The sequence below is a fragment of the Kitasatospora sp. NPDC001660 genome, from assembly GCF_053596725.1.
Genome location: NZ_JBSFGU010000008.1, coordinates 43,172 through 61,479 on the forward strand (window position 1 = coordinate 43,172; position 18,308 = coordinate 61,479).

The following is an 18,308-nucleotide window of genomic DNA, read 5'->3' on the forward strand; positions in this document are numbered from 1 at the left end:
CGCTCGTGCCGCACGCGCTGCTGATCTCCGGCTCGCTCGGCCAGGGCCACGACGTGATGGCCCGGGCCTGCGCCGACACGCTCCGGGAGCGCGGCTGGACCACCAGCATTGTCGACGCGATGGCGCTGCTCGGCGAGCGCTCCGGCGCGGCCGGGGAGGCGGTGTTCCGGCGGCTGCTCGACCTGCCCGGGGCCTACGACGCCTTCCACTTCTCCGCGCTGCGGCCCGGCACCCGCATCGCACTCCTCGCCGACGCGGCGGCCCGATCCCGGCTGGTGCCGGCGCTGCGGGCGCTGGTCGCGCGGCAGCGGCCGCAGCTGGTCGTGTCGGTGTTCGCCACCGCGACCTCGGCGGTCAACCGGCTGGCGGGACGCGACTTCCGGCACTTCGTGTTCTGCACCGACGTCACCCCGCACCGGCTGTGGGTGCAGGAGGGGACGGATCTCTTCCTCGTCACCTCCGAGGTCGCCGCCTGCGCGGTGCGGCGCTACCGCCCGGAGGCGGACATCGCCGTGCTGCCCGCCCCGCTGCGTGCGCCGTTCTACCACCCGCCCGGCCGCACCGAGGCCAGGGCGGAGGTCGGCGTGCCGACGGACGCCCGGTGCGTGCTCCTGATGTCCGGCGGCTGGGGCCTCGGCCCGCTCGCCCGGACCGCCGCCGCCCTCGCGGCCGCCGGGCCGCACGTGCTCGCGGTGGCCGGCCGCAACCGGGAGCTCGAACGGCGGCTGCGGCAGGCCGCCGCGCGCGAACCCCGGCTGCACGCCTTCGGGTACACCGAGCGGATCCCGGCGCTGATGGCGGCGGCCGACCTCGTCGTCACCAGCTCCGGCGACACGTGCAGCGAGGCCCGGGCGCTCGGGCGGCGGATGCTGCTGCTCGACGTCGTCCAGGGGCACGGACGGGACAACCTGCAGCACGAGCTGGAGCTGGGCCACGCCGACGTGACGTCCGCCCACCCGGCCGATGTGGTCCGCAACGCCCTGGCCGCGCTGACCCGCCCCGAGCCGGCGCCGTCCGTCGGCGCGACACCGGAGGCGTGGCGCAGCGGGTTCGGGGCGGCGCTGGAGAAGACGGGGCTGGGGTGACCGGCCGACCGGTTCGGGCGTCTCGGCGCCTTCGGCTCAGCGGAGTTCGCGACGCACCAGCGCCTTGTGGGCCGGTTCGCCGGTCCTCCTCGCGTGGGTGAGGCGGCCTACGGGCCGTTCACGACAACAGCGGGCCCGGGAGCACCGCGTGGTCGCGGAGGGGGCCGAGGGTGAGGGCGTTCGCACGGCAGTGGGCGGCGACGAGCGGGAGGGCGGCGAGGGTGGCGCGCCAGGATTCGGGGGCGGAGGTGCAGTCGGAGTCGTGGAGGAGGAGGGTCGCGCCGCCGGTGAGGCCGGGGCGGGCGGTGGCGTAGACGGACTCGCCGGTGGCCTCGGCCGTCCAGTCGCGGCCCCACGCCGTCCACAGCACGCTGTGCAGGCCGAGGCGGCGGGCGACCAGTGCGGGACCGGCGGTCAGTACGCCGTAGGGCGGCCGGTACCAGAGCGGGCGGGCTCCGCACAGGTCGGTCACCGCCTCGGTGGCGCGCCGGAGTTCGCGCATGTCGCGGGTCGGGGCGGGATACCACTGCCGCCGGTGGTGCCAGCCGTGCACGGCCACCTCGTGGCCGCGCGTGACGAGTTCGCGACCGAGAGCGGGGGCGCGTTCGAGCATCACGCCGAGGAGGAAGAACGTGGCGCGGGCGCCGAGTTCGTCCAGCGCGTCGAGGATGTACGGGGTGCTGCGCGGGTCCGGTCCATCGTCAAAGGTCAGGGCGACGTGGCCGGGGGCCGCACCGTACCCGGCGGTGCGGCGCGACACCGTGCGGCGCAGCGCCGGAAGGCGGACGGCGGCCGGGGCCAGGTGCAGCAACTCGACCGCGGCCGCGATCGCGAGGACGTGACGGGCCCTCACCCGAAGCGGGACGCCATGCGGCGGAACACGCCCGGCGCGGCGCCGTGGATGCGGGCCGGGACGCCCAGCCAGTGCGGCACGAAGAGGCGGTCGCGCTCGGTGCGGATCGTCGCCACGACGGTGTCCGCGACCAACTCCACCGGGACCGGGCGGGGCCGGTCCCGGTGGTAGGGGGCGCCGCGGCGGTCGAAGAACGGGGTGTCCACCGCGCCCGGCAGCACCAGCCGCACGCCCACCCCCGTGCCGCGCAGCTCGTACCAGAGGCTCTCGGCGAGCATCGCGAGGCCGCCCTTGGTCGCCGCGTAGCCGGCCTCGTCGCGCACGCCGACCTGGCCGGCCATCGAGCCGAGCAGCACGATCCGGCCGTGGCAGCGCTCCAGCATGCCGGGCAGGAGGAGGCGGACCAGCCGCAGGGGGGCGGCGAAGTTCACCTCGATCATCCGGTCCAGGATGTCGGACGGGGTGTCCTGGAACGCGCCGCGCCAGCCCAGGCCGGCGCTCGCGACCAGCGCGTCGACCCGGCCGGCGGCGGCCAGGGCGGCCTCGGCGAGGCGGGCCGGGCCGTCCGGCTTGCTCAGGTCCTCGGGCAGGGCGAGGCCGCCGGTGCGGGCCGCGGCCTCGTCCAGCCGGGTGCGGTCGGTGCCGGAGAGCAGCGGCTGCCAGCCGGCCTCGGCGAGGCGGGTCGCGGTGGCCAGGCCGATGCCGGACGACGCGCCGGTGATCAGCACCACGGGGCGCTCGGGCGACCCCTCGCTCCGGAGCCGTCGGTGGGCTTCGTCCGCCATCGCGCACCTGCCGCTCTGCCGTCATGCGTGAGCGCCGTCCGTTTTGTCCGGCAAGTCACCTTCGCACGGCAGCGACGTCCGGGCTACCGGGAGTGCTGCCGCGGCGGGCCGGCCGGCTCCGCCACCGCGCCGCTCTCGGCGGCGACCGGCCCGGCCGACCCGCCCTCCGGCTCGCCGAACCGGGACAGCACGAACGTGCCGCCGACGGCCACCGCGAAACCCGTCAGCGCGCACCACTCGAAGCCCGGCCGGGCGGCGTCGCCCAGCGCCAGGACCCCGACCAGGGCCGGGCCGAAGGTCTCGGCGACCGTCCCGGCGGCGGTCGCGGCGGTCACCGTGCCGCGCTGGAGCGCGAGGGCGTAGGCGAGGTAGCCGCCGAGGCCGCCGAGGGCGAGGGCGTAGGCGGCGGGGTCCGCGAGCAGGGTCGTCAGTCGGTGCACGTCGAGTACGCGGACGGCCAGACTGGTCACGCCGAACCCGACGCCGGCCAGCAGGCCGAGGCCGGCCGCGGCGACGGTGCCGTCCCGGCGCACGAGGACGACGGTGAGCAGCACCATGGCGGCGGTCGCACCGAGCAGCGCCCAGTGGAAGGCGGACGGCGCGTACTCTCGGCCCTCCTTGCCCGAGCCCAGCGCGAGCAGGGTGAGGCCGACGACCACGGCCACGATCCCCGCCAGGTCTCCGCGGCGCAGCCGGGCGCCCAGCAGCCAGACGGCGGCGAGGGCGGTGACGGCGAGGCCGGCGTTGGTGACGGCCTGCACGAGGAAGAGGGGGAGGCTGCGCAGCGCGACGATGCTCAGCACGAAGCCGGCGATGTCCAGCAGCATGCCGAGGACGAACTGCCACGACCGGACGAGGGCCGCGAGCAGGCCCGCCCGCACCCGGTCCGCCCGCGGCGCCACCCTGGCCCCGCGCGCCTGGAACACCGCCCCGAAGCCGAAGCAGACGGTCGCGACCAGGGCCGTCGTGAGTCCGAGCAGCATGCCTCTCCCAGCCTCGGGGGCAGCATCGATCCGCATGGATCCACCACCAGTCTGTGCCAGGAGGCGCGGGGCCGCACGGTTCGCCGTAGCGGGGGTGGGGAGCCGCGGCACGCGGACAAGGCCCGCGAGGCAGGAGGAACGGAGCACCGTCGAAAGGGCGGGGCCGCACGGCTTGCCCGGGCGGTCGACGGGCCGAGCCGGGGGCGGGGCCGTCCCGGGTCGGCCGGGGCCGGGCGCCGATGGCGGCTCAGGGCTTCAGGGCCACCCCCGCGTAACAGGCGGCCTCGCTGTCGCTCGCGGGCGGGTCGTCCGGGGCCGGGCGCCAGCGCGGGGTGGGGACGATGGCGGGGGCGACCAGGGTCCAGCCGTCGAAGAAGCGGGTGAACTCGGCGAGTGTGCGGGGCTGGGCGGCCGTGCCGGCCGCCTGGTAGATGCGCACCAGGCGGGCGATCTCCTCCGGGGCGAACTCCGGGGCGACATGGGTCATCACCAGGGCGCTGCCGGGGGCGAGCGCGGCCTTGTAGTGCTCGACGACCGCGTGGGCGCCGTGCGCGTCCGGGACGAAGTGCAGCACCGCGTTGAGGGAGAGCGCGACCGGGCGGGTGAGGTCGAGGGTGTCGCGCAGACCGGGTGAGGCGAGCAGGCCGACCGGGTCGGTGACGTCGGCCTCGACGTAGGCGGTGCGGCCCTCGGGGGTGCCGGCGAGGAGGGCCTGGGCGTGGGAGAGCACGATCGGGTCGTTGTCGGCGTAGACGACCCGGGCGCGCGGGTTCACCCCCTGGGCGATCTCGTGCAGGTTGGGCGAGGTGGGGATGCCGGTGCCGATGTCGAGGAACTGGTCGATGCCGGCCAGCGCGAGGGCGCGGGTCGAACGGTGGACGAAGGAGCGGTTGGCGTGTGCGGCGGTGCGCAGCCAGGGCCCGATCGCGAGGGCCTGACCGGCGGCCTCGCGGTCGGCGGCGAAGTTGGTGAAGCCGCCGAGGTAGTAGTCGTACATCCGGGCCGAGTGCGGCACGTTCAGCCGGAGGTCCACTCCGTCGTACCGGTTCATCGCGCTCCCCCTTGGTCGCCACCGTGTCGCGGACCGTGATCGATTGCTGCCCGCGCCAACCGGGGGCCAATCGCGTTGCCACCCCCGCTCAATCAGGCGCTCAATCCCATGAGATGACAATCTGTATTCACTTTGCAGCCTGGAGTGACAGGGCTGATGGAATGAGGATGGGCGCACACAGCCCGACCCTCGGGTGGCCCGGCGAGCAGTCGGTGCCACGGAAAGCAGGCCCGATGACGATCGACAGGGGTGGCCGCGAGACCCTCGCGGTGCCGGGTGAGTCCGCCAACGTCCGGATGGAGCTGGCCTATTCGGCGTTCTGCGAGACGCACGAACCCGCGTGGCAGGCCCTCGCGCTCACCCGGATAGGCAACCGCGCCGACGTCGCGCTCGTGGTGGAGGCGGTCAAGGAGGACCTCGCGCGGTGCTGGCCGCAGGTGCTGCGGTTCGAGGAACCGGCCGCGTACGCCTGGCGGCTGGCGAACCGGCACGTCGCCGACTGGGTGGCGGGCGAGGAGCCCGTGGCGGTCGAGGCGGTCACCTTCGCGGCCGTGATCGGGGCGTTCAAGCAGGTCGCCAAGGGGCTGCTGCACAGCGAGGCGGACGAGGTGCGGCTGTACGCGGCGATCCTCGAACTGCCGGACCGCCAGCGGGACGTGATCATCCTGCGCTACCTGCTCGGACTGCACGTCAAGGTGATCGGGGCCTACCTCGACCGGCCGGTGGCCACGGTGCACTCCAACCTGCGGCACGCCCGGGAACGGCTGGCGCGACGGCTCGGGGTGGGCGAACTCCCGGACAGCGAGGGCGAGCAGTGAGCCTCCGGCCGGAGCCGCACCCGCCGGTGGACGGGCCCGGCGCTCCCCCGCCCGACGGGGCACGGAGCACCGACGGGGGGCGTGCGCCGCTCCACGTGCCCCGACCGGAACGCGCCCACGCCGAACGGATCGCGGCGCTGCGCCAGGCCCGGCTCACCGCGGGACCGCCCCACCTGCCCACCGAACACGAGCAGGCCGCCTTCGAGCTGGGCCTGGTGGTGGCCCTGGTACTGGGCGCGCCGGACGCCTCGCGCGGCCTGGACCTGCTGGTGAACGCGTGCCGGATCCAGCCCGAGGGGGCGGAGGTGTTCGGCGCGCTGCTGTACGCGACCGGGCGGGAGGAGGGTGCGGAGTTCTGGTGGCGGTTCGCCGCCGGGTCCGGCAGCGGGACCGCCGCGTACTGCCTGCACCTGCACCACCTGATGCTCGGCGAGACCGACGACGCGGACTACTGGCGGGCCTGGTCGGACCAGCTCGCCGCGGCCGAACGCCCGCACGGGCCACGGCCGTTGCGGATGAGCCGGCCGCTGCTGCCGGACAGCGCACGGCGCGACATCCTGTCCCGCTGCCACCGCGGGCTCGCACCGCAGCTGCCGCCCGCACTGGTCGCGGTGATCGACCGGCTGCCCGTGCAGGACGGCGACGACGAGCCGCACGAGGTGCCGAGCCCGTGGGAGCTCACCTCGGGGACGACGGCGGAGTGCTCGTGGGAGTGGGCCACCTCGGAGAGCGGGCAAGCGGACCCGCAGGGGTGAGTCGACGCACGTTCGCGGTTCCCCCGATCGGGCGACGCCGCATCCAGCGCGGCACTAACTCTCGTGCCGCATCGTGGAGTTGACATGACAAGGCGCCTCACCGAGTACGGCGCCGGCGGCCCGGAACGACCCTGACCCCGACACCGACCCTGACACCGGCACCGGCACCGGAACCGGCACATCGGACAGCCACACCGGACCGGGCCCGAGCCCGCCCGGATCCGGCGGCAGCGGCGGGGACGGACCGGCACTGGCAGGCCGAAGGATCGCAGCGGCCGCGGCCGTTCGCCTTCACGCAGGCCTCCCGGCGGCACCACGACACCACGACCCCGTGAGGCGCTCGGGCGGCTCCAGGACGGCGTACGAATCCAGTGGTCCAGTCCAATCCACGGGCGAGAACGGGACCTCCGCAACCCCCGGCGGTAGAATGCCGACCATGGGAGAGCGCCCGGGCGCACCCGCCGCCCCGCCCCTGATGGTGGTCACCGACACCGACTCGCAGCTGATCGACCCGGGCCGGTCCTACCACCTCGGCCGCGACCCGACCAGCGAGATCGTCCTCGACGACCCCCGCGTCTCCTGGCACCACGCCGTCCTGCACGCCATCGGCGACCGCTGGGAGCTGGAGGACGTCGGCAGCACCAACGGCACCTACGACGACGGACGCCGCATCCGCGCCGAGGACGTCGGCCCCGGCACCCGGGTGCGCTTCGGCAACCCCGCCGACGGCCCGTCCGCGACCTTCTCCGGCCTCCCCCGGCCCGCGCCCGGCGAACGCCCGTCCCTGCTCGCCCCGCGGGCGTCCGGCACCTTCCGCAGCCCCAGCACCGTCCTCCAGCTGGCCGCCCGGGCCGTGCGGATCGGCCGCTCGCCCGACAACGACCTCGTCCTGGACGACCTCGTGGTCTCCCGCCACCACGCCGAACTGCGCGAACTGCCCGTCGGCGGCCACGAGATCGTCGACCTGGACAGCCACAACGGCACCTACCTCAACGGCCGCCCGGTGCGCCGCGCACCCGTCGGCCCGGCCGACATCATCGGCATCGGCCACTCCGCGCTCTGCCTCTCCGACGGCCACCTCGTCGAGTACACCGACACCGGCGAAATATCCCTCGACGTGCAGGACCTCGTCGTCCGTGTCGGCCCCGACCGACGGGTGCTGCTGGACGGCGTCGGCTTCCCGCTCGCGGAGAAGGCGCTGCTCGCGGTGGCGGGCCCGAGCGGCGCAGGCAAGTCCACCCTGCTCAACGCGCTCACCGGGCAGCGCCCCGCCGACGAGGGCACCGTGCTGTACGACGGGCGCGACCTCTACCGCGACTATGCCGAACTGCGCCGCCGGATCGGCCTGGTGCCGCAGGACGACATCCTCCACACCCAGCTCACTGTCCGCCGCGCCCTGTCCTACGCCGCCGAACTGCGCTTCCCCGGCGACACCGCGGATCACGAGCGGGAAGTCCGGGTCGCCGAGGTGATCCACGAACTCGGCCTGGACGAAAGGGCCGAGCAGGTGATCGCCAGCCTCTCCGGCGGCCAGCGCAAGCGGGTCAGCATCGCCCTGGAACTGCTCACCAAGCCCTCGCTGCTCTTCCTCGACGAGCCGACCTCCGGCCTGGACCCGGGCATGGAGCGCTCGGTGATGCACATGCTGCGCGGGCTGGCCGACGACGGCCGCACGGTGGTGGTGGTGACGCACAGTGTGCTGAGCCTCAACGTGTGCGACCGCCTGCTGCTGCTCGCCCCCGGCGGCCGGACCGCCTACTTCGGGCCGCCGGAGGAGGCGCTCGCGTACTTCGGCTTCGAGGAGTGGCCGGAGGCCTTCGAGGCGTTCGAGAACGAGGACCGCGCCGTCTGGCACCAGCGGTTCCGCGCCTCGCCGCAGTACCAGCGCTACGTGGCGTCCGAGGCGGCCCATGTGCTCCACGCACCCGCCGCGGCCGCTCCGGCCATCGGCCCCGAGAAGCCGCAGAGCTGGCTCTCCCAGCTGGGCACCCTGGTGCGCCGGTACGCGGCGGTGCTCGCCGCCGACCGGCTGTTCCTCACCGTCATGGTCGTGCTGCCGTTCCTGCTCGGCCTGATGTGCCGGGTGATCGCGGGCGGGCGGATCTCCCAGGACAACGCCATCGACTGCCTGATCACGCTCTGTCTCGGCGGTCTGCTCACCGGCTCGGCCAACGCGGTCCGCGAGGTGGTCAAGGAACGCGCCATCTACCAGCGGGAACGGGTGGTCGGCCTGTCCAGGTCGGCGTACCTGGCCTCGAAGGTCGTCGTGCTGGGCGCGATCACCGTGGGTCAGGCCGTGGCACTGACCGTGGTCGGCATCGGCGGCGTGAAGATCGCCGCCAACCCGCCGCCCGGCGCCCCGCCGCCGGTGACGAGCGGCGTGCTGATGCCCCAGCTGCCCGAGCTGATCATCGCGATCGCGCTGCTCGCGTTCACGGCCATGATGCTCGGCCTGGTGGTCTCCGCGCTCGTCGACAAGGAGGAGGCCACCATGCCGCTGCTGGTGCTCCTCACCGTCGTCCAGATCGTCTTCACCGGCCTGATGCTCAAGCTGTACGGCGTGCCAGGGCTGGAGCAGGTCGCCTGGTTGGTGCCGTCCCGCTGGGGCCTCTCGGCGATGGCCCGCACGGTCGACATGCCGCACCTCTCCTTCCCGGTCAATCTCGCCGCCGACCCGATGTTCCGCCACGAGCGCGCCGGGTGGGTGCTCAGCATGGTCGTGCTGTCCGCCATGTCGGCGGTGTACGGACTGGTGGTGCTGGCCCTGCTGCGGCGGCACGAGCCGACGATCATGCGCAAGTAGCCGCCCGGGCCCCCGCCGGTAGAGTGGAAACCGACCTGTGGTTTGCCGCACCAGGCCCCCGCCCCGGGGCCCCGAGCTCCGGGCGCCGGCCCGCGCGCCGGAGGAAATGTGCCGCCCATGGACGAGTTCGCGTTCCGCCCCACCCACGTCGCCCCGCCGGGCGGGATGGCCACGTGGGCGGCCCCGGATCCGGCCCGGCCGTCCGCCCGGCTGGACGCGCTGCTCCCGGTACGGCTGGTCTCCCGGCAGGGCGACTGGGCACAGATCCTCTGCTCGAACGGCTGGAGCGCCTGGGTCGACGGCCGCCTGCTGATCGTCCTCCCGGACGCCCCGCCCACCGCCGACGGCCCGCCCGCGCGCGCCGCCGACCCGCGCCCGGCCCTCGCCGGGGCCGAGGCCGCGCTGGACCGCTACCGGGCGCTGCTGGAGGGGCTCGCGGCGGGCGCCCTGGACCTGGAGTCCTTCCGGGACCAGGCGCGCGGCCTGCGCGTCGGCCTGGTCGTCGACGGCGAGGCGCTGTGGGTGTTCGACCAGGTGCACGACCGCTGGTGCTACTGCGACGGGCTCCAGCTCCAGACGTACGCGGCCACCGGCCGGGTCGAGCAGGCGCCCGCCAACCGGCCCGCGCACTCGCCCGCCGGGTCCGGCGGCTACGCCCCCACCCGGGCGAGCGATCCGTGATCCCGTCCGCCCCCGGACCCGAACCGCCGGTCGGCGCACCTCCCGGACCGGCCGACGCTCCCAGCCTGCCCGCCGGGATGGTCGGGCGGACGGTCGCGGGCTACCGGCTGGAGGACGAGATCGGCCGCGGCGGCATGGCCGTCGTCTACCGCGCGAAGGACCTGCGGCTCGGCCGGACGGTGGCCGTCAAGCTCCTCGCCCCCGAGCTCGCCCGCAACGAGGTGTTCCGGCAGCGGTTCATGCACGAGTCCGAGGCCGCCGCCGCGATCGACCACCCGCACATCGTCCCGGTCTTCGGGGCCGGGGAGCACGACGGCATCCTGTTCATCGCCATGCGCTACGTCGACGGCGGCGACCTGCGCGCCATGATCGACCGCGGCGGCCCCTTCCCGGCCGAGCGGACCGCCCGGCTGGCCCTGCAGATCGCCTCCGCGCTGGACGCCGCGCACGACCACGGCCTGGTCCACCGGGACGTCAAGCCCGGCAACGTGCTGGTCGCCGCCGGCACCGACAGCGAGCACCCCGAGCACCTGTACCTCGCCGACTTCGGGCTCACCAAGAAGTCGCTGTCCCTCAGCGGGCTGACCAGCGTCGGCCAGATCGTCGGGACGCTCGACTACGCGGCACCCGAGCAGATCTCCGGCCGCCCGCTGGACGGGCGCTGCGACCAGTACGCCCTCGCCTGCGTGGTGTTCGAGATGCTGGCCGGTGCGCCGCCGTTCCGCCGGGAGAGTGACCTCGCGCTGCTCTGGGCGCACCTCAACGACCCGCCGCCCACCCTGTGCGAGCACCGCCCCGACCTGCCGCCCGCCGTCGACGCCGTGGTCGCCCGGGCCCTCGCCAAAGCGCCCGGGGACCGGTACGCGACCTGCCTGCAGTTCGTCACCGCGCTGCGCGCGGCCGTCACCGTCGGCGCCGCCCCCGCGGCATGGACGGGCGGCGGACCGCCGACCCGGGTCGTCCCGGCGGACGCCGCGGCGGACGCGGTGCCCGAGCCGCCCGCGTGGGCCGCCCCGGTCGTCCACCCGCCGCAGCGCGTCCGAGAGGAGCCGTACCCCAGATGAACGCCGTCAGCCAGGTATTCGCCATGCTCGCCGCCGCGATCCATCTCATCGCGTGGCCGCTGGAGAGCTTCCTGTACGGGCACCCGCGCGTGCGCTTCCTGCTCACGGGCAGCACGGCGGACGCCCCGGAAGTGCGGCTGTGGCGCTTCAACGTCGGCTTCTACAACCTCTTCCTCGCCCTCGGCCTGGTCGCGGGCCTGGTCCTCCTGCACGTCGGCCACCCGACCGCCGGGCGGGCGATGATCACCTACGTCAGCACGTTCATGATCGCCGGCGGGGTCATCCTCTTCGTCTCGGAGCCCAAGGTCTGGCGCGGCGCCCTCGCCCAGGCCCTGCCCCCGGTGGTCGTCCTGCTCACCGGGGCGTTCTGAGCGCGTTCCCCACCTCACTCCGTCGGCCCCTGCGGCACCTCGCCCCGGCGGCCCACCCGCGCCGCGAGCAGCGCGCCGAGGGCCCCGGCCAGCAGCCCCCAGCCCGCGGCCAGGGGGACGGCCGTCCACAGGTACGGGCGGAGCGTGAGGCTGCCGTTGCCGAGGCCGGCCAGCGGGTTGGCGCTGCCGAGGATGGAGCCGAGGAGGCCGCCGAGCCCGCCTTGGCCCACGCCGACGCCGAGCACGGACAGTCCGTAGTCGGCGTCCACCCGGGTCCACGCGCCGATCAGGGCCACGACCGCGGCGGTGGCCAGTGCCAGCCGGACGGCGTGCTGCCAGAGCGGGACGGTCCTCGGCGACCGGTAGGCCGCGAGGAAGCCCGCCGCGAGCAGCAGGACGGCGGCGACCGGCAGCAGCCACCAGCTGCGCGCGTCGTGGTCGGCGAGGGTGCCGAGGCTGATCGTGGCCTGCCGGCCGTCCGACGCGCGCAGCACCTCGGCGAGCGGCCTGGGCACCGGCAGGCCGACCGCCCCGGAGAGTCGGCCGTGCCACTCGGCGCCGAGCCCGATGCCGAACGCCGGCCACGCGAGGTCGGGCAGGGCGAGCAGCACGACGGCCATCGTCTGCCGGGCGTTGCCGTGCACGATCACGGTCAGCACGCCCGCCACCACCCCGATCGCCACGTACGCGAGCAGCAGCATCCAGAGCGCGAACGCGGCCGGGCGCACGGCCTGTTGGTAGGGCAGCAGGGCGGCCGGCAGCGGCGCCCGCCGGGACACCGCGAACGTGCCCGCGAGCACCACGAGCAGCCACACCAGCCCGATCCCGACCGTGCTGGGCCCGTCCGCGTGGAAGCCCACCTCGGGGGTCAGGCCGAGCGCGTTTCCGATGGCCTGCTCGATGCCGCCGCCGAGCGGGACGACGAAGGTGTGGGAGGCGCCGAGGGTGAGCACCACGAGGGCGAGCAGCCAGAGCACCACCGTTCGCACGATCCGGCCGAGCAGCTCGTCGCCGCCGGCCACCGCGCGGAACCGCAGTTGGCGCAGGAACACCTCGGCCATCACCACCGCACCGGCCAGGCCGACGGACAGCGGCATGGCGGTGATCCCGGCGTCCACGGCGGCGAACTGACCAGCGCCGCCGTCGAGTTGGACGGAACCGCCGACGGCGAGCGCCATCGTCGCGGCGAGCACGGACGGGAATCCGCCGTCCGGGAGGTCGTCCGCGCCGGCCAGCCAGAGGCCGAGCGCGGCCACCGCCGCCATCGCGGCGAGCCCGGCCACCACGACGGCGAGCGCGTCCAGCCAGCCGCGCACGGCGCCCGGCGGTCCGGCGGGGGCGGTCGCGGCCTGCTGCATGTCGCCTCCTGGTGTGCCCGGCCCCTGGGATCGGCCGCTTCGTTCGACCGGCTTCCAGGGTGGCCGAAGCGGGGTCGGCACGCGCGGCGACGGTGCGCGTGCCAGCTGTTGCGGCATCCGGGGCACGGGGGGAGAAATGGAACCCAGTGGCAGAAGCGTTCCCCGCCGGCCCCTCTGCGCCGGCCGCATGTGAAACGGAGCCACCATGAGTTACGAACCCCCTCCTTCCGGCCCGCCCAGCGTGCCGCCCCTCGGCCCCCCGTCCGGTCCCCTCTCGGGCGGCCCGCCGCCGCCCTCCGGGCCGCCCGGACCACCCACCGGCGGCGCCGGGCGCGGGCCGAACCGGCCGTGGTGGCGCTCCAGACGCGGCATCGCGGTGGGCGCGGGCGTGCTGGTGGCGGCCGTGGTGGCCACCGTGCTGGTCGTCAGCAACAGTGGCAACAAGACCGAGATGGTGCCGGCCGCCAATGAGGTCGCCCTGCAGACACCGGCCGATCCGGGCCCGGACCCGTTCACCCAATCGGTGGAAACCGCGCCGGTGACTCCCCCGGCCCCCGCCCCGGCGACCTCCCAGGCCCCCGCCCCGGCGACCTCCCAGGCACAGCAGCCCGGGCAGAGCGCGCAGGGCGGGCAGGGCGGGCAGGGCGGGCAGAGCGGGCAGAGCGGGCAGGGCGGGCAGAGCGGGCAGAGCGGGCAGGGCGGGCAGGGCGGGCAGGGCGGGCAGAGCGCGCAGGGCCGGCAGGGCGGGCAGAGCGCGCCGCCAGCCGCCCTCCACAGCGTGCAGGGCACGTCCTCCGGGCTCTACGCCGGGACGATGACCAAGTCCAGCTGCGACACCGAGCGGCTGATCTCGATGCTCTCGGCCGGCGACCGTGGCAGGGCCTGGGCGTCGGCCGCGGGCATCGAGCAGTCCGCGATCCCGGGCTACCTGCGCTCGCTCACCTCTGCCGACCTTCGCGTGGACACCCGGGTGACCAACCACAACTACAAGAGCGGCGCGGTGACGGAGTACCAGTCGGCGCTCCAGGCCGGCACCGCCGTGCTGGTGGACGCGCAGGGCGTGCCCCGGGTGCGCTGCTCGTGCGGCAACCCGCTGAAGCCCCCGCAGCTGGTGTCCAACGCCAAGTACATCGGGAAGCCGTGGGCGGGCTTCCAGCCGGCCACGCTGATCATCGTTGTCCCAGCGCCGCAGCCGGTGACCGAGATCGAGCTGGTCAACGTCGAGACGGGTGGCTGGTTCGTCCGCCTGACCGGGCGGATCGAGGTGATCGACCGGCATGCCGAGCCACCCAAGGGCCCGCTGGCGCCGGGCGTTCCGCCGCCTGCGCCGATGAAGCCGCGCACGCCGTCGGCGACGAGTTCGACGTCGACCAAGGGATCCACGTCAGCAACGCCGTCCGGTGCGACGACGCCCGGCCCGACCACCTCCGGCCCGACGACGCCCGGCTCCACCACAACCGGCCCGACGACGCCCGGCTCCACCACAACCGGCCCGACGACGCCCGGCGCGACCACAAGCGGCCCGACGACGCCTGGTGTCACGACGCCCGGTGTCACGACGCCCGGCCCGACGACGCCCGGTGTCACGACGCCTGGTGTCACGACGCCCGGCCCGACGACGCCCGGTGTGACGACGCCTGGTGTCACAACGCCCGGCCCGACGACGCCCGGCCCGACGACGCCCGGTGTGACGACGCCCGGTGTGACGACGACCGGCCCGACCACCTCCGGCCCGACGACGACCACCAAGACACCGACCGAGACCGCGACGACGACCACCAAGGCGCCCACCACCACCCAGTCGACCCAGGCGCCGACCGCCACCGTGACGGCTCAGACGCCCACCATGCTCACCAAGCCGCCCACCACCACCCAGTCGACCCAGGCGCCAACCATCATCACCAAGGCACCCGCCACCACCCAGTCGACCCAGGCGCCAACCGTGATCACCAAGCCCCCGACCAACACGGGGGGCGTCACGACCGGACCGACCGGAACCACGGGCACAACCGCTGGCCCGACCATGCCGGGCCCGACCCCACCGGGCCCGACCATGCCAGGCCCGACCATGCCGGGCATGACCCCCTGATCGCATGACTCCCCCGCTGCCACCGGCCGTTGCGAACGCCGGTGGCAGCGGCTCGTCCCAGGGCAGCAGGACAGCGGTGTCCTCGGGCCCGAGCACCCGCCCGTCCGCCGCCCCGCGCACGGCCGACTCTCAGTCCACGCAGGGGATCCCGCCGGCCTTGACCGCCGGCCCCTGCATCGGGAGGCCGGCCGCCGGATCGCCCGGGTCACCGGAGGGGGCGGCGGAGGGCGCGGCGCTGGGGGTGGCGGCGCGGGCGCTGCCGAGGGTGACCACGACGTGCCCGGCGGGCACGGCCGAGGCGGCGGTCGCGGTGACGCCGTAGCGGGCGGCGATCGTCTGGGCGTCGGCCTTGGCGCCGCTGCCGTACGTCACCGTGGTGGCCTTCGTCCGGCCCGACGCGTCGCCCACCTTCCCCGCCGGGTAGCCGAGTTCGGTGAGCGCCTTGGACTCGCCGGCCGCCGCGCCCGGCCCGGCGGCCGTCACCGCGAGGACGTCCACGGTCGCCTTGTCCTTGGCCGGCGTCGTCGCCGCCGTACTGGGCGCGGCGCTCGGCGACGCGGTGTCCCCGGCGTCCGGCGCGGCCTGGACGGGCGTCTTGTCGTGGCTGAACAGCTGCCGGACGATCTTCTTGATCAGGTCGGGGTTGACGGTGTTGACCTCCTGGCCCCCGACCGTCTTGAACCCGGCGATCGGCAGGGTGTTGAACTCGACGTTGCCGCCGGTCAGGTTGGGCGCCTGCTGGGCGAAGTCGAGGATGTTCCACTCGTTGTCGATGACGACGTCCTTCTTCACCACCCCGAACAGCTTCTGCATCTGCCCGAAGTCGTTGAGGATGCCCTGCTGCTTGAGCTTGTACTCGACCGAGGAGATGAACGCCTGCTGGCGGTGGGTGCGGTCGAGGTCGCCGTTGGTGAGGTGGTGGCGCTGGCGGACGAAGGAGAGCGCCTGGGCCGCGTCCAGCGAGCTGATGCCGGCGGGCAGCTTGAGCCCGGTGCCGCCGCCCTCGTGGGTCGCGGTGCGGGCGATGATCGGGTCGTCGACCGGGTGGTTGAGGCAGACCTGGATCGGCTCGACCGCCTTGGCGATGTCGTAGAAGCCGATCAGGTTGACCTCGGCGAAGTGGTCGATCGGGACGTCCAGGAAGCTCTGTACGGTCTGGATGGTGGCCGAGCGCCCGGCCTCGCGGCTCTGCCGCTCCGACTCCGCCTTGGAGAGCCCCTTGTTGGCGAGCTTCGCCTCCGCGGCCTCCTTGGCGATCCCGTACGCCTCCTTGATCTTGTGCATCTTGCCGTCCGCGCCGACGGTCTGCACGTAGTCGTCGCGCGGGACGGACAGCGCGGTGACCTTGCCGCCGTTGGCCGGGATGTGCAGGACGATCAGCGCGTTGGTGTTGTACCCGCCGATCTCGCTGGAGCCGGCGTGCAGTTCGTCCTCGACGAACTGCTTCGGCAGGTCGTTGCCGTCCATGTCCTTGCGGCTGTCGAGGCCGATCAGCAGCAGGTTCACCGACTTGTCGAGGTGCGGCGGGGCGTTCTTCTTGGCCTCGCCGAGCGCACCGGACTTGGTCATGCCGTCGTCGAGGCTGCGGTACTCGTACCAGGTGAAGCCGCTCGCCCCGAGCACGGCCACCGAGACGGCGCAGGCGATCGTGCGGCCCGCGACGGCGAGCGGGGCCGGGCCGCCGCGCGGGGCGCGCCCGCGAGTGGGCCTGCGGTCAGCCACGTCGGCTCCTTCGGTTGCCGTCCGGCGCTCCGCCTCCACCGGCCCGGCCCTCCGGCTGCCGCCGGGCGATCACCGCCTTGACCAGGGTCACCACGAGCGCGGCTCCCACCGCCGCGGCCATCACCGGGAACGCTCCGACGACCCAGCGCAGCGCGCCGGTGCCGAGCTGCTTGGTGTCCTGGTACTTGTCACCGTTGAACACGTACTCCGTGGCGGAGGCCGTGACCAGCACCACGAGCGGCGCGCCGGTCACCACCCACCAGCGGCCCGCCCTGCTGGCCAGCCCCGTCGCGAGCGCCGTCCCGAGGACGGCGGCCACGGCGAAGCAGATCCCGACGCCCGGGCCGTTCAGCTCGTCGGCGACGGCACCGAGCAGCGGCAGGACGACCGCCGCCAGCGCCACCAGGAGGCTCCGGCGCTTCCTCGCCTGCTGCCTGCGGCGCGTGGCCGCGCTCGCGCGCTGGCCACGGGCGCCGGACGCCGGGACCTGCTCGCCCCCGCCGGCCGAGCGCGACCGCTGCGCGGGGACGGTGGCGTCGTCGGGGCGCGGCCCGGCCTCCTGGTACGGCGTTCTCGCCCGCTGCCCGGCCATGCGCACTTCCCTCGATCGTTTCGGCTTACCGCTGCCACGGCGCGAGCGCGCCGCTCTGCGTGCCGGGACGCGAACCGTCCTGGCTTCGGTTCCCGCCTCTACAGGGTTGTAGAAGCGGGACTGGAGCATACAAACCCATTTCAGCAAAGTCACCCGTCGCACTCCGCACCCGCGGACCGTCCGGAGGCCGTCGCTAGGATGGTCATGATCCGAACGATCATGCCCCCGCCACGTCGGCACATCTACAGGAACGCATCAGAGGAGCGGAGCGTCACCATGTTTGAGAGTCTGAAGAACCTCGCGGACAAGGCCACCGACCTCGCCCGCGAGCACGGCGACGTGATCGGGCAGGGGCTGGACAAGGTCGGCGAGGCCATCGACGACAGGACGGACGGCAAGTACAGCGGCCACATCGGCACCGGCGTCGAGAAGGCGAAGGGCTTCCTCCGCGACCTCGACGGCGGGCAGAAGCCGGGCGAGTAGCACCTGCCGGAGGCGCGTCCGCACGTACGGTCGTCGAACGAATTCCGCACGAAGTTCCGAGCGAACGGGGAGGGCCGACAGCGGTGGGCGAAGAACGGAACGGACCACGCTGGGGGCGCTGGATCGCCGTCGGCCTCGTCGTCGCGGTCGGCTGGGGCACGATCCGCGGCGGCGACCACCCCGGTTCACCGTCCGCGGCCGCCTCGGCCTCCCCCTCCTCGTCCGCGTCCCCCTCGTCCTCCTCGTCCTCACCGGCCTCGTCTCCCCCGTCGCCGCCGTCGGGGCGCTACGACCCCGCCGACTACGCGAAGCCCGTGCGCGAGTACGCGGCCCAGGCGGGCGTCAACCCGCAGCTGGTGATGGCGATCCTCTACAACGAGTCCTACAAACCGCACGACCCCGACCTCGAACGGGCCTGGCAGCGCGGCAAACCCGACGCCTCCTTCGGCATCGCCAACATGCACCGCGCCGCGTTCGACGACACCAAGCAGGGCCGCGACTTCGCCACCCGCCGCTGGGAGGAACTCCCCGACGACCGCAACCTCGCCATCCAGGCCGAGGCCTGGCACCTGCGCGACCTCGCCGACCGGCTCCCCGCCAAACCCGCCGCCACCTACACCCGCGACGAACTCCTCGCCCTCGGCTACAACACCGGCGCCGCCAACATGCTCGCCTTCGCCCGCGGCGCCAAACCCGGCCCCCAGGCCCAGTCCTACCTCGACCGCCTCCACGACAACTGGCCCCGGTCCGCCGACGCGGTGAAGTGATCCGGCAGGTCCGCGCCCGCCCGGCCGTCGCGTCGCGGGTCGACTCCT

General features: G+C 74.5%; 17 protein-coding genes. 10 read left to right on the forward strand and 7 right to left on the reverse strand.

What is annotated here, in order from left to right; translation table 11 throughout:
* Positions 1-5 precede the first annotated feature (5 nt).
* Complete coding sequence (locus tag ACWCXH_RS11470) at positions 6-1,085, forward strand: MGDG synthase family glycosyltransferase (RefSeq protein WP_449801178.1); 1,080 nt, start codon at positions 6-8, stop codon at positions 1,083-1,085.
* 118 nt (positions 1,086-1,203) lie between these two features.
* Here ACWCXH_RS11470 and ACWCXH_RS11475 read toward each other — a convergent pair whose 3' ends face one another.
* The 4 genes from ACWCXH_RS11475 to ACWCXH_RS11490 all read right to left on the reverse strand — a co-directional run bounded on the left by ACWCXH_RS11475 (position 1,204) and on the right by ACWCXH_RS11490 (position 4,757).
* Positions 1,204-1,938 carry a polysaccharide deacetylase family protein gene (locus tag ACWCXH_RS11475; protein WP_449801179.1) on the reverse strand — a complete coding sequence of 245 codons (735 nt, stop codon included), beginning with the start codon at positions 1,936-1,938 and terminating at the stop codon, positions 1,204-1,206.
* Positions 1,935-2,723, reverse strand: a complete 789-nt coding sequence (locus ACWCXH_RS11480; protein ID WP_449801180.1) for an SDR family NAD(P)-dependent oxidoreductase — start codon at positions 2,721-2,723, stop codon at positions 1,935-1,937. Before ACWCXH_RS11480 ends, ACWCXH_RS11475 begins: the two co-directional genes overlap by 4 nt.
* Positions 2,724-2,806: 83 nt before the next feature.
* Positions 2,807-3,706 carry a hypothetical protein gene (locus ACWCXH_RS11485; RefSeq protein ID WP_449801181.1) on the reverse strand — a complete coding sequence of 300 codons (900 nt, stop codon included), beginning with the start codon at positions 3,704-3,706 and terminating at the stop codon, positions 2,807-2,809.
* Positions 3,707-3,953: 247 nt separating this feature from the next.
* Positions 3,954-4,757: an SAM-dependent methyltransferase gene (locus ACWCXH_RS11490; protein ID WP_449801182.1), complete on the reverse strand. Its 804-nt coding sequence runs from the start codon at positions 4,755-4,757 to the stop codon at positions 3,954-3,956.
* A 233-nt stretch (positions 4,758-4,990) separates the two neighbouring features.
* On the opposite strand from ACWCXH_RS11490, the gene ACWCXH_RS11495 reads away from it, so the two are divergent.
* The 6 genes from ACWCXH_RS11495 to ACWCXH_RS11520 all read left to right on the forward strand — a co-directional run bounded on the left by ACWCXH_RS11495 (position 4,991) and on the right by ACWCXH_RS11520 (position 11,249).
* Complete coding sequence (locus ACWCXH_RS11495) at positions 4,991-5,575, forward strand: RNA polymerase sigma factor (RefSeq protein ID WP_449801183.1); 585 nt, start codon at positions 4,991-4,993, stop codon at positions 5,573-5,575.
* A 95-nt stretch (positions 5,576-5,670) separates the two neighbouring features.
* A complete protein-coding gene (locus ACWCXH_RS11500) occupies positions 5,671-6,330 on the forward strand; it encodes a hypothetical protein (RefSeq protein WP_449801184.1) in 660 nt (219 codons plus the stop codon).
* Between the two features lie 436 nt (positions 6,331-6,766).
* A complete protein-coding gene (locus tag ACWCXH_RS11505) occupies positions 6,767-9,133 on the forward strand; it encodes an FHA domain-containing protein (protein WP_449801185.1) in 2,367 nt (788 codons plus the stop codon).
* Positions 9,134-9,250: 117 nt separating this feature from the next.
* The gene (locus ACWCXH_RS11510) at positions 9,251-9,814 is read left to right on the forward strand and encodes a hypothetical protein (protein WP_449801186.1); all 564 of its coding nucleotides are present in this window, start codon (positions 9,251-9,253) and stop codon (positions 9,812-9,814) included.
* A 77-nt stretch (positions 9,815-9,891) separates the two neighbouring features.
* Positions 9,892-10,878 (forward strand): serine/threonine-protein kinase, encoded by a 987-nt coding sequence (locus ACWCXH_RS11515; RefSeq protein WP_449801344.1) that lies wholly within the window; start codon positions 9,892-9,894, stop codon positions 10,876-10,878.
* Entirely contained in the window at positions 10,875-11,249 is a 375-nt protein-coding gene (locus ACWCXH_RS11520; protein WP_449801187.1) for a DUF1304 domain-containing protein, read from the forward strand. The genes ACWCXH_RS11515 and ACWCXH_RS11520 overlap by 4 nt, the downstream gene beginning before the upstream one ends.
* 14 nt (positions 11,250-11,263) lie before the next feature.
* Here ACWCXH_RS11520 and ACWCXH_RS11525 read toward each other — a convergent pair whose 3' ends face one another.
* A complete protein-coding gene (locus ACWCXH_RS11525; RefSeq protein ID WP_449801188.1) occupies positions 11,264-12,607 on the reverse strand; it encodes a streptophobe family protein in 1,344 nt (447 codons plus the stop codon).
* A 205-nt stretch (positions 12,608-12,812) separates the two neighbouring features.
* On the opposite strand from ACWCXH_RS11525, the gene ACWCXH_RS11530 reads away from it, so the two are divergent.
* Positions 12,813-14,696: a DUF6777 domain-containing protein gene (locus ACWCXH_RS11530; RefSeq protein ID WP_449801189.1), complete on the forward strand. Its 1,884-nt coding sequence runs from the start codon at positions 12,813-12,815 to the stop codon at positions 14,694-14,696.
* Positions 14,697-14,825: 129 nt separating this feature from the next.
* Here the strand turns inward: ACWCXH_RS11530 and ACWCXH_RS11535 are convergent, their stop codons facing one another.
* Together ACWCXH_RS11535 and ACWCXH_RS11540 are read right to left on the reverse strand one after the other, a co-directional pair.
* Complete coding sequence (locus tag ACWCXH_RS11535; RefSeq protein ID WP_449801190.1) at positions 14,826-16,418, reverse strand: LCP family protein; 1,593 nt, start codon at positions 16,416-16,418, stop codon at positions 14,826-14,828.
* Positions 16,411-17,010: a DUF6542 domain-containing protein gene (locus tag ACWCXH_RS11540; RefSeq protein WP_449801191.1), complete on the reverse strand. Its 600-nt coding sequence runs from the start codon at positions 17,008-17,010 to the stop codon at positions 16,411-16,413. Before ACWCXH_RS11540 ends, ACWCXH_RS11535 begins: the two co-directional genes overlap by 8 nt.
* A 276-nt stretch (positions 17,011-17,286) precedes the next feature.
* Between ACWCXH_RS11540 and ACWCXH_RS11545 the strand changes: the two genes are divergently transcribed.
* Complete coding sequence (locus ACWCXH_RS11545) at positions 17,287-17,493, forward strand: antitoxin (RefSeq protein ID WP_449801192.1); 207 nt, start codon at positions 17,287-17,289, stop codon at positions 17,491-17,493.
* An 83-nt stretch (positions 17,494-17,576) separates the two neighbouring features.
* Positions 17,577-18,260, forward strand: a complete 684-nt coding sequence (locus ACWCXH_RS11550; RefSeq protein WP_449801193.1) for a lytic transglycosylase domain-containing protein — start codon at positions 17,577-17,579, stop codon at positions 18,258-18,260.
* The last annotated feature ends 48 nt before the right edge of the window (positions 18,261-18,308 follow it).

What these genes read in the sequence shown, in the direction of transcription:
- ACWCXH_RS11480 (WP_449801180.1), bottom strand. Translation starts at nt 2,723, where the DNA reads ATGGCGGACGAAGCCCACCGACGGCTCCGGAGCGAGGGGTCGCCCGAG.
- ACWCXH_RS11485 (WP_449801181.1), bottom strand. Translation starts at nt 3,706, where the DNA reads ATGCTGCTCGGACTCACGACGGCCCTGGTCGCGACCGTCTGCTTCGGC.
- ACWCXH_RS11490 (WP_449801182.1), bottom strand. Translation starts at nt 4,757, where the DNA reads ATGAACCGGTACGACGGAGTGGACCTCCGGCTGAACGTGCCGCACTCG.
- ACWCXH_RS11495 (WP_449801183.1), top strand. Translation starts at nt 4,991, where the DNA reads ATGACGATCGACAGGGGTGGCCGCGAGACCCTCGCGGTGCCGGGTGAG.
- ACWCXH_RS11505 (WP_449801185.1), top strand. Translation starts at nt 6,767, where the DNA reads ATGGGAGAGCGCCCGGGCGCACCCGCCGCCCCGCCCCTGATGGTGGTC.
- ACWCXH_RS11510 (WP_449801186.1), top strand. Translation starts at nt 9,251, where the DNA reads ATGGACGAGTTCGCGTTCCGCCCCACCCACGTCGCCCCGCCGGGCGGG.
- ACWCXH_RS11515 (WP_449801344.1), top strand. Translation starts at nt 9,892, where the DNA reads ATGGTCGGGCGGACGGTCGCGGGCTACCGGCTGGAGGACGAGATCGGC.
- ACWCXH_RS11520 (WP_449801187.1), top strand. Translation starts at nt 10,875, where the DNA reads ATGAACGCCGTCAGCCAGGTATTCGCCATGCTCGCCGCCGCGATCCAT.
- ACWCXH_RS11525 (WP_449801188.1), bottom strand. Translation starts at nt 12,607, where the DNA reads ATGCAGCAGGCCGCGACCGCCCCCGCCGGACCGCCGGGCGCCGTGCGC.
- ACWCXH_RS11530 (WP_449801189.1), top strand. Translation starts at nt 12,813, where the DNA reads ATGAGTTACGAACCCCCTCCTTCCGGCCCGCCCAGCGTGCCGCCCCTC.
- ACWCXH_RS11540 (WP_449801191.1), bottom strand. Translation starts at nt 17,010, where the DNA reads ATGGCCGGGCAGCGGGCGAGAACGCCGTACCAGGAGGCCGGGCCGCGC.
- ACWCXH_RS11545 (WP_449801192.1), top strand. Translation starts at nt 17,287, where the DNA reads ATGTTTGAGAGTCTGAAGAACCTCGCGGACAAGGCCACCGACCTCGCC.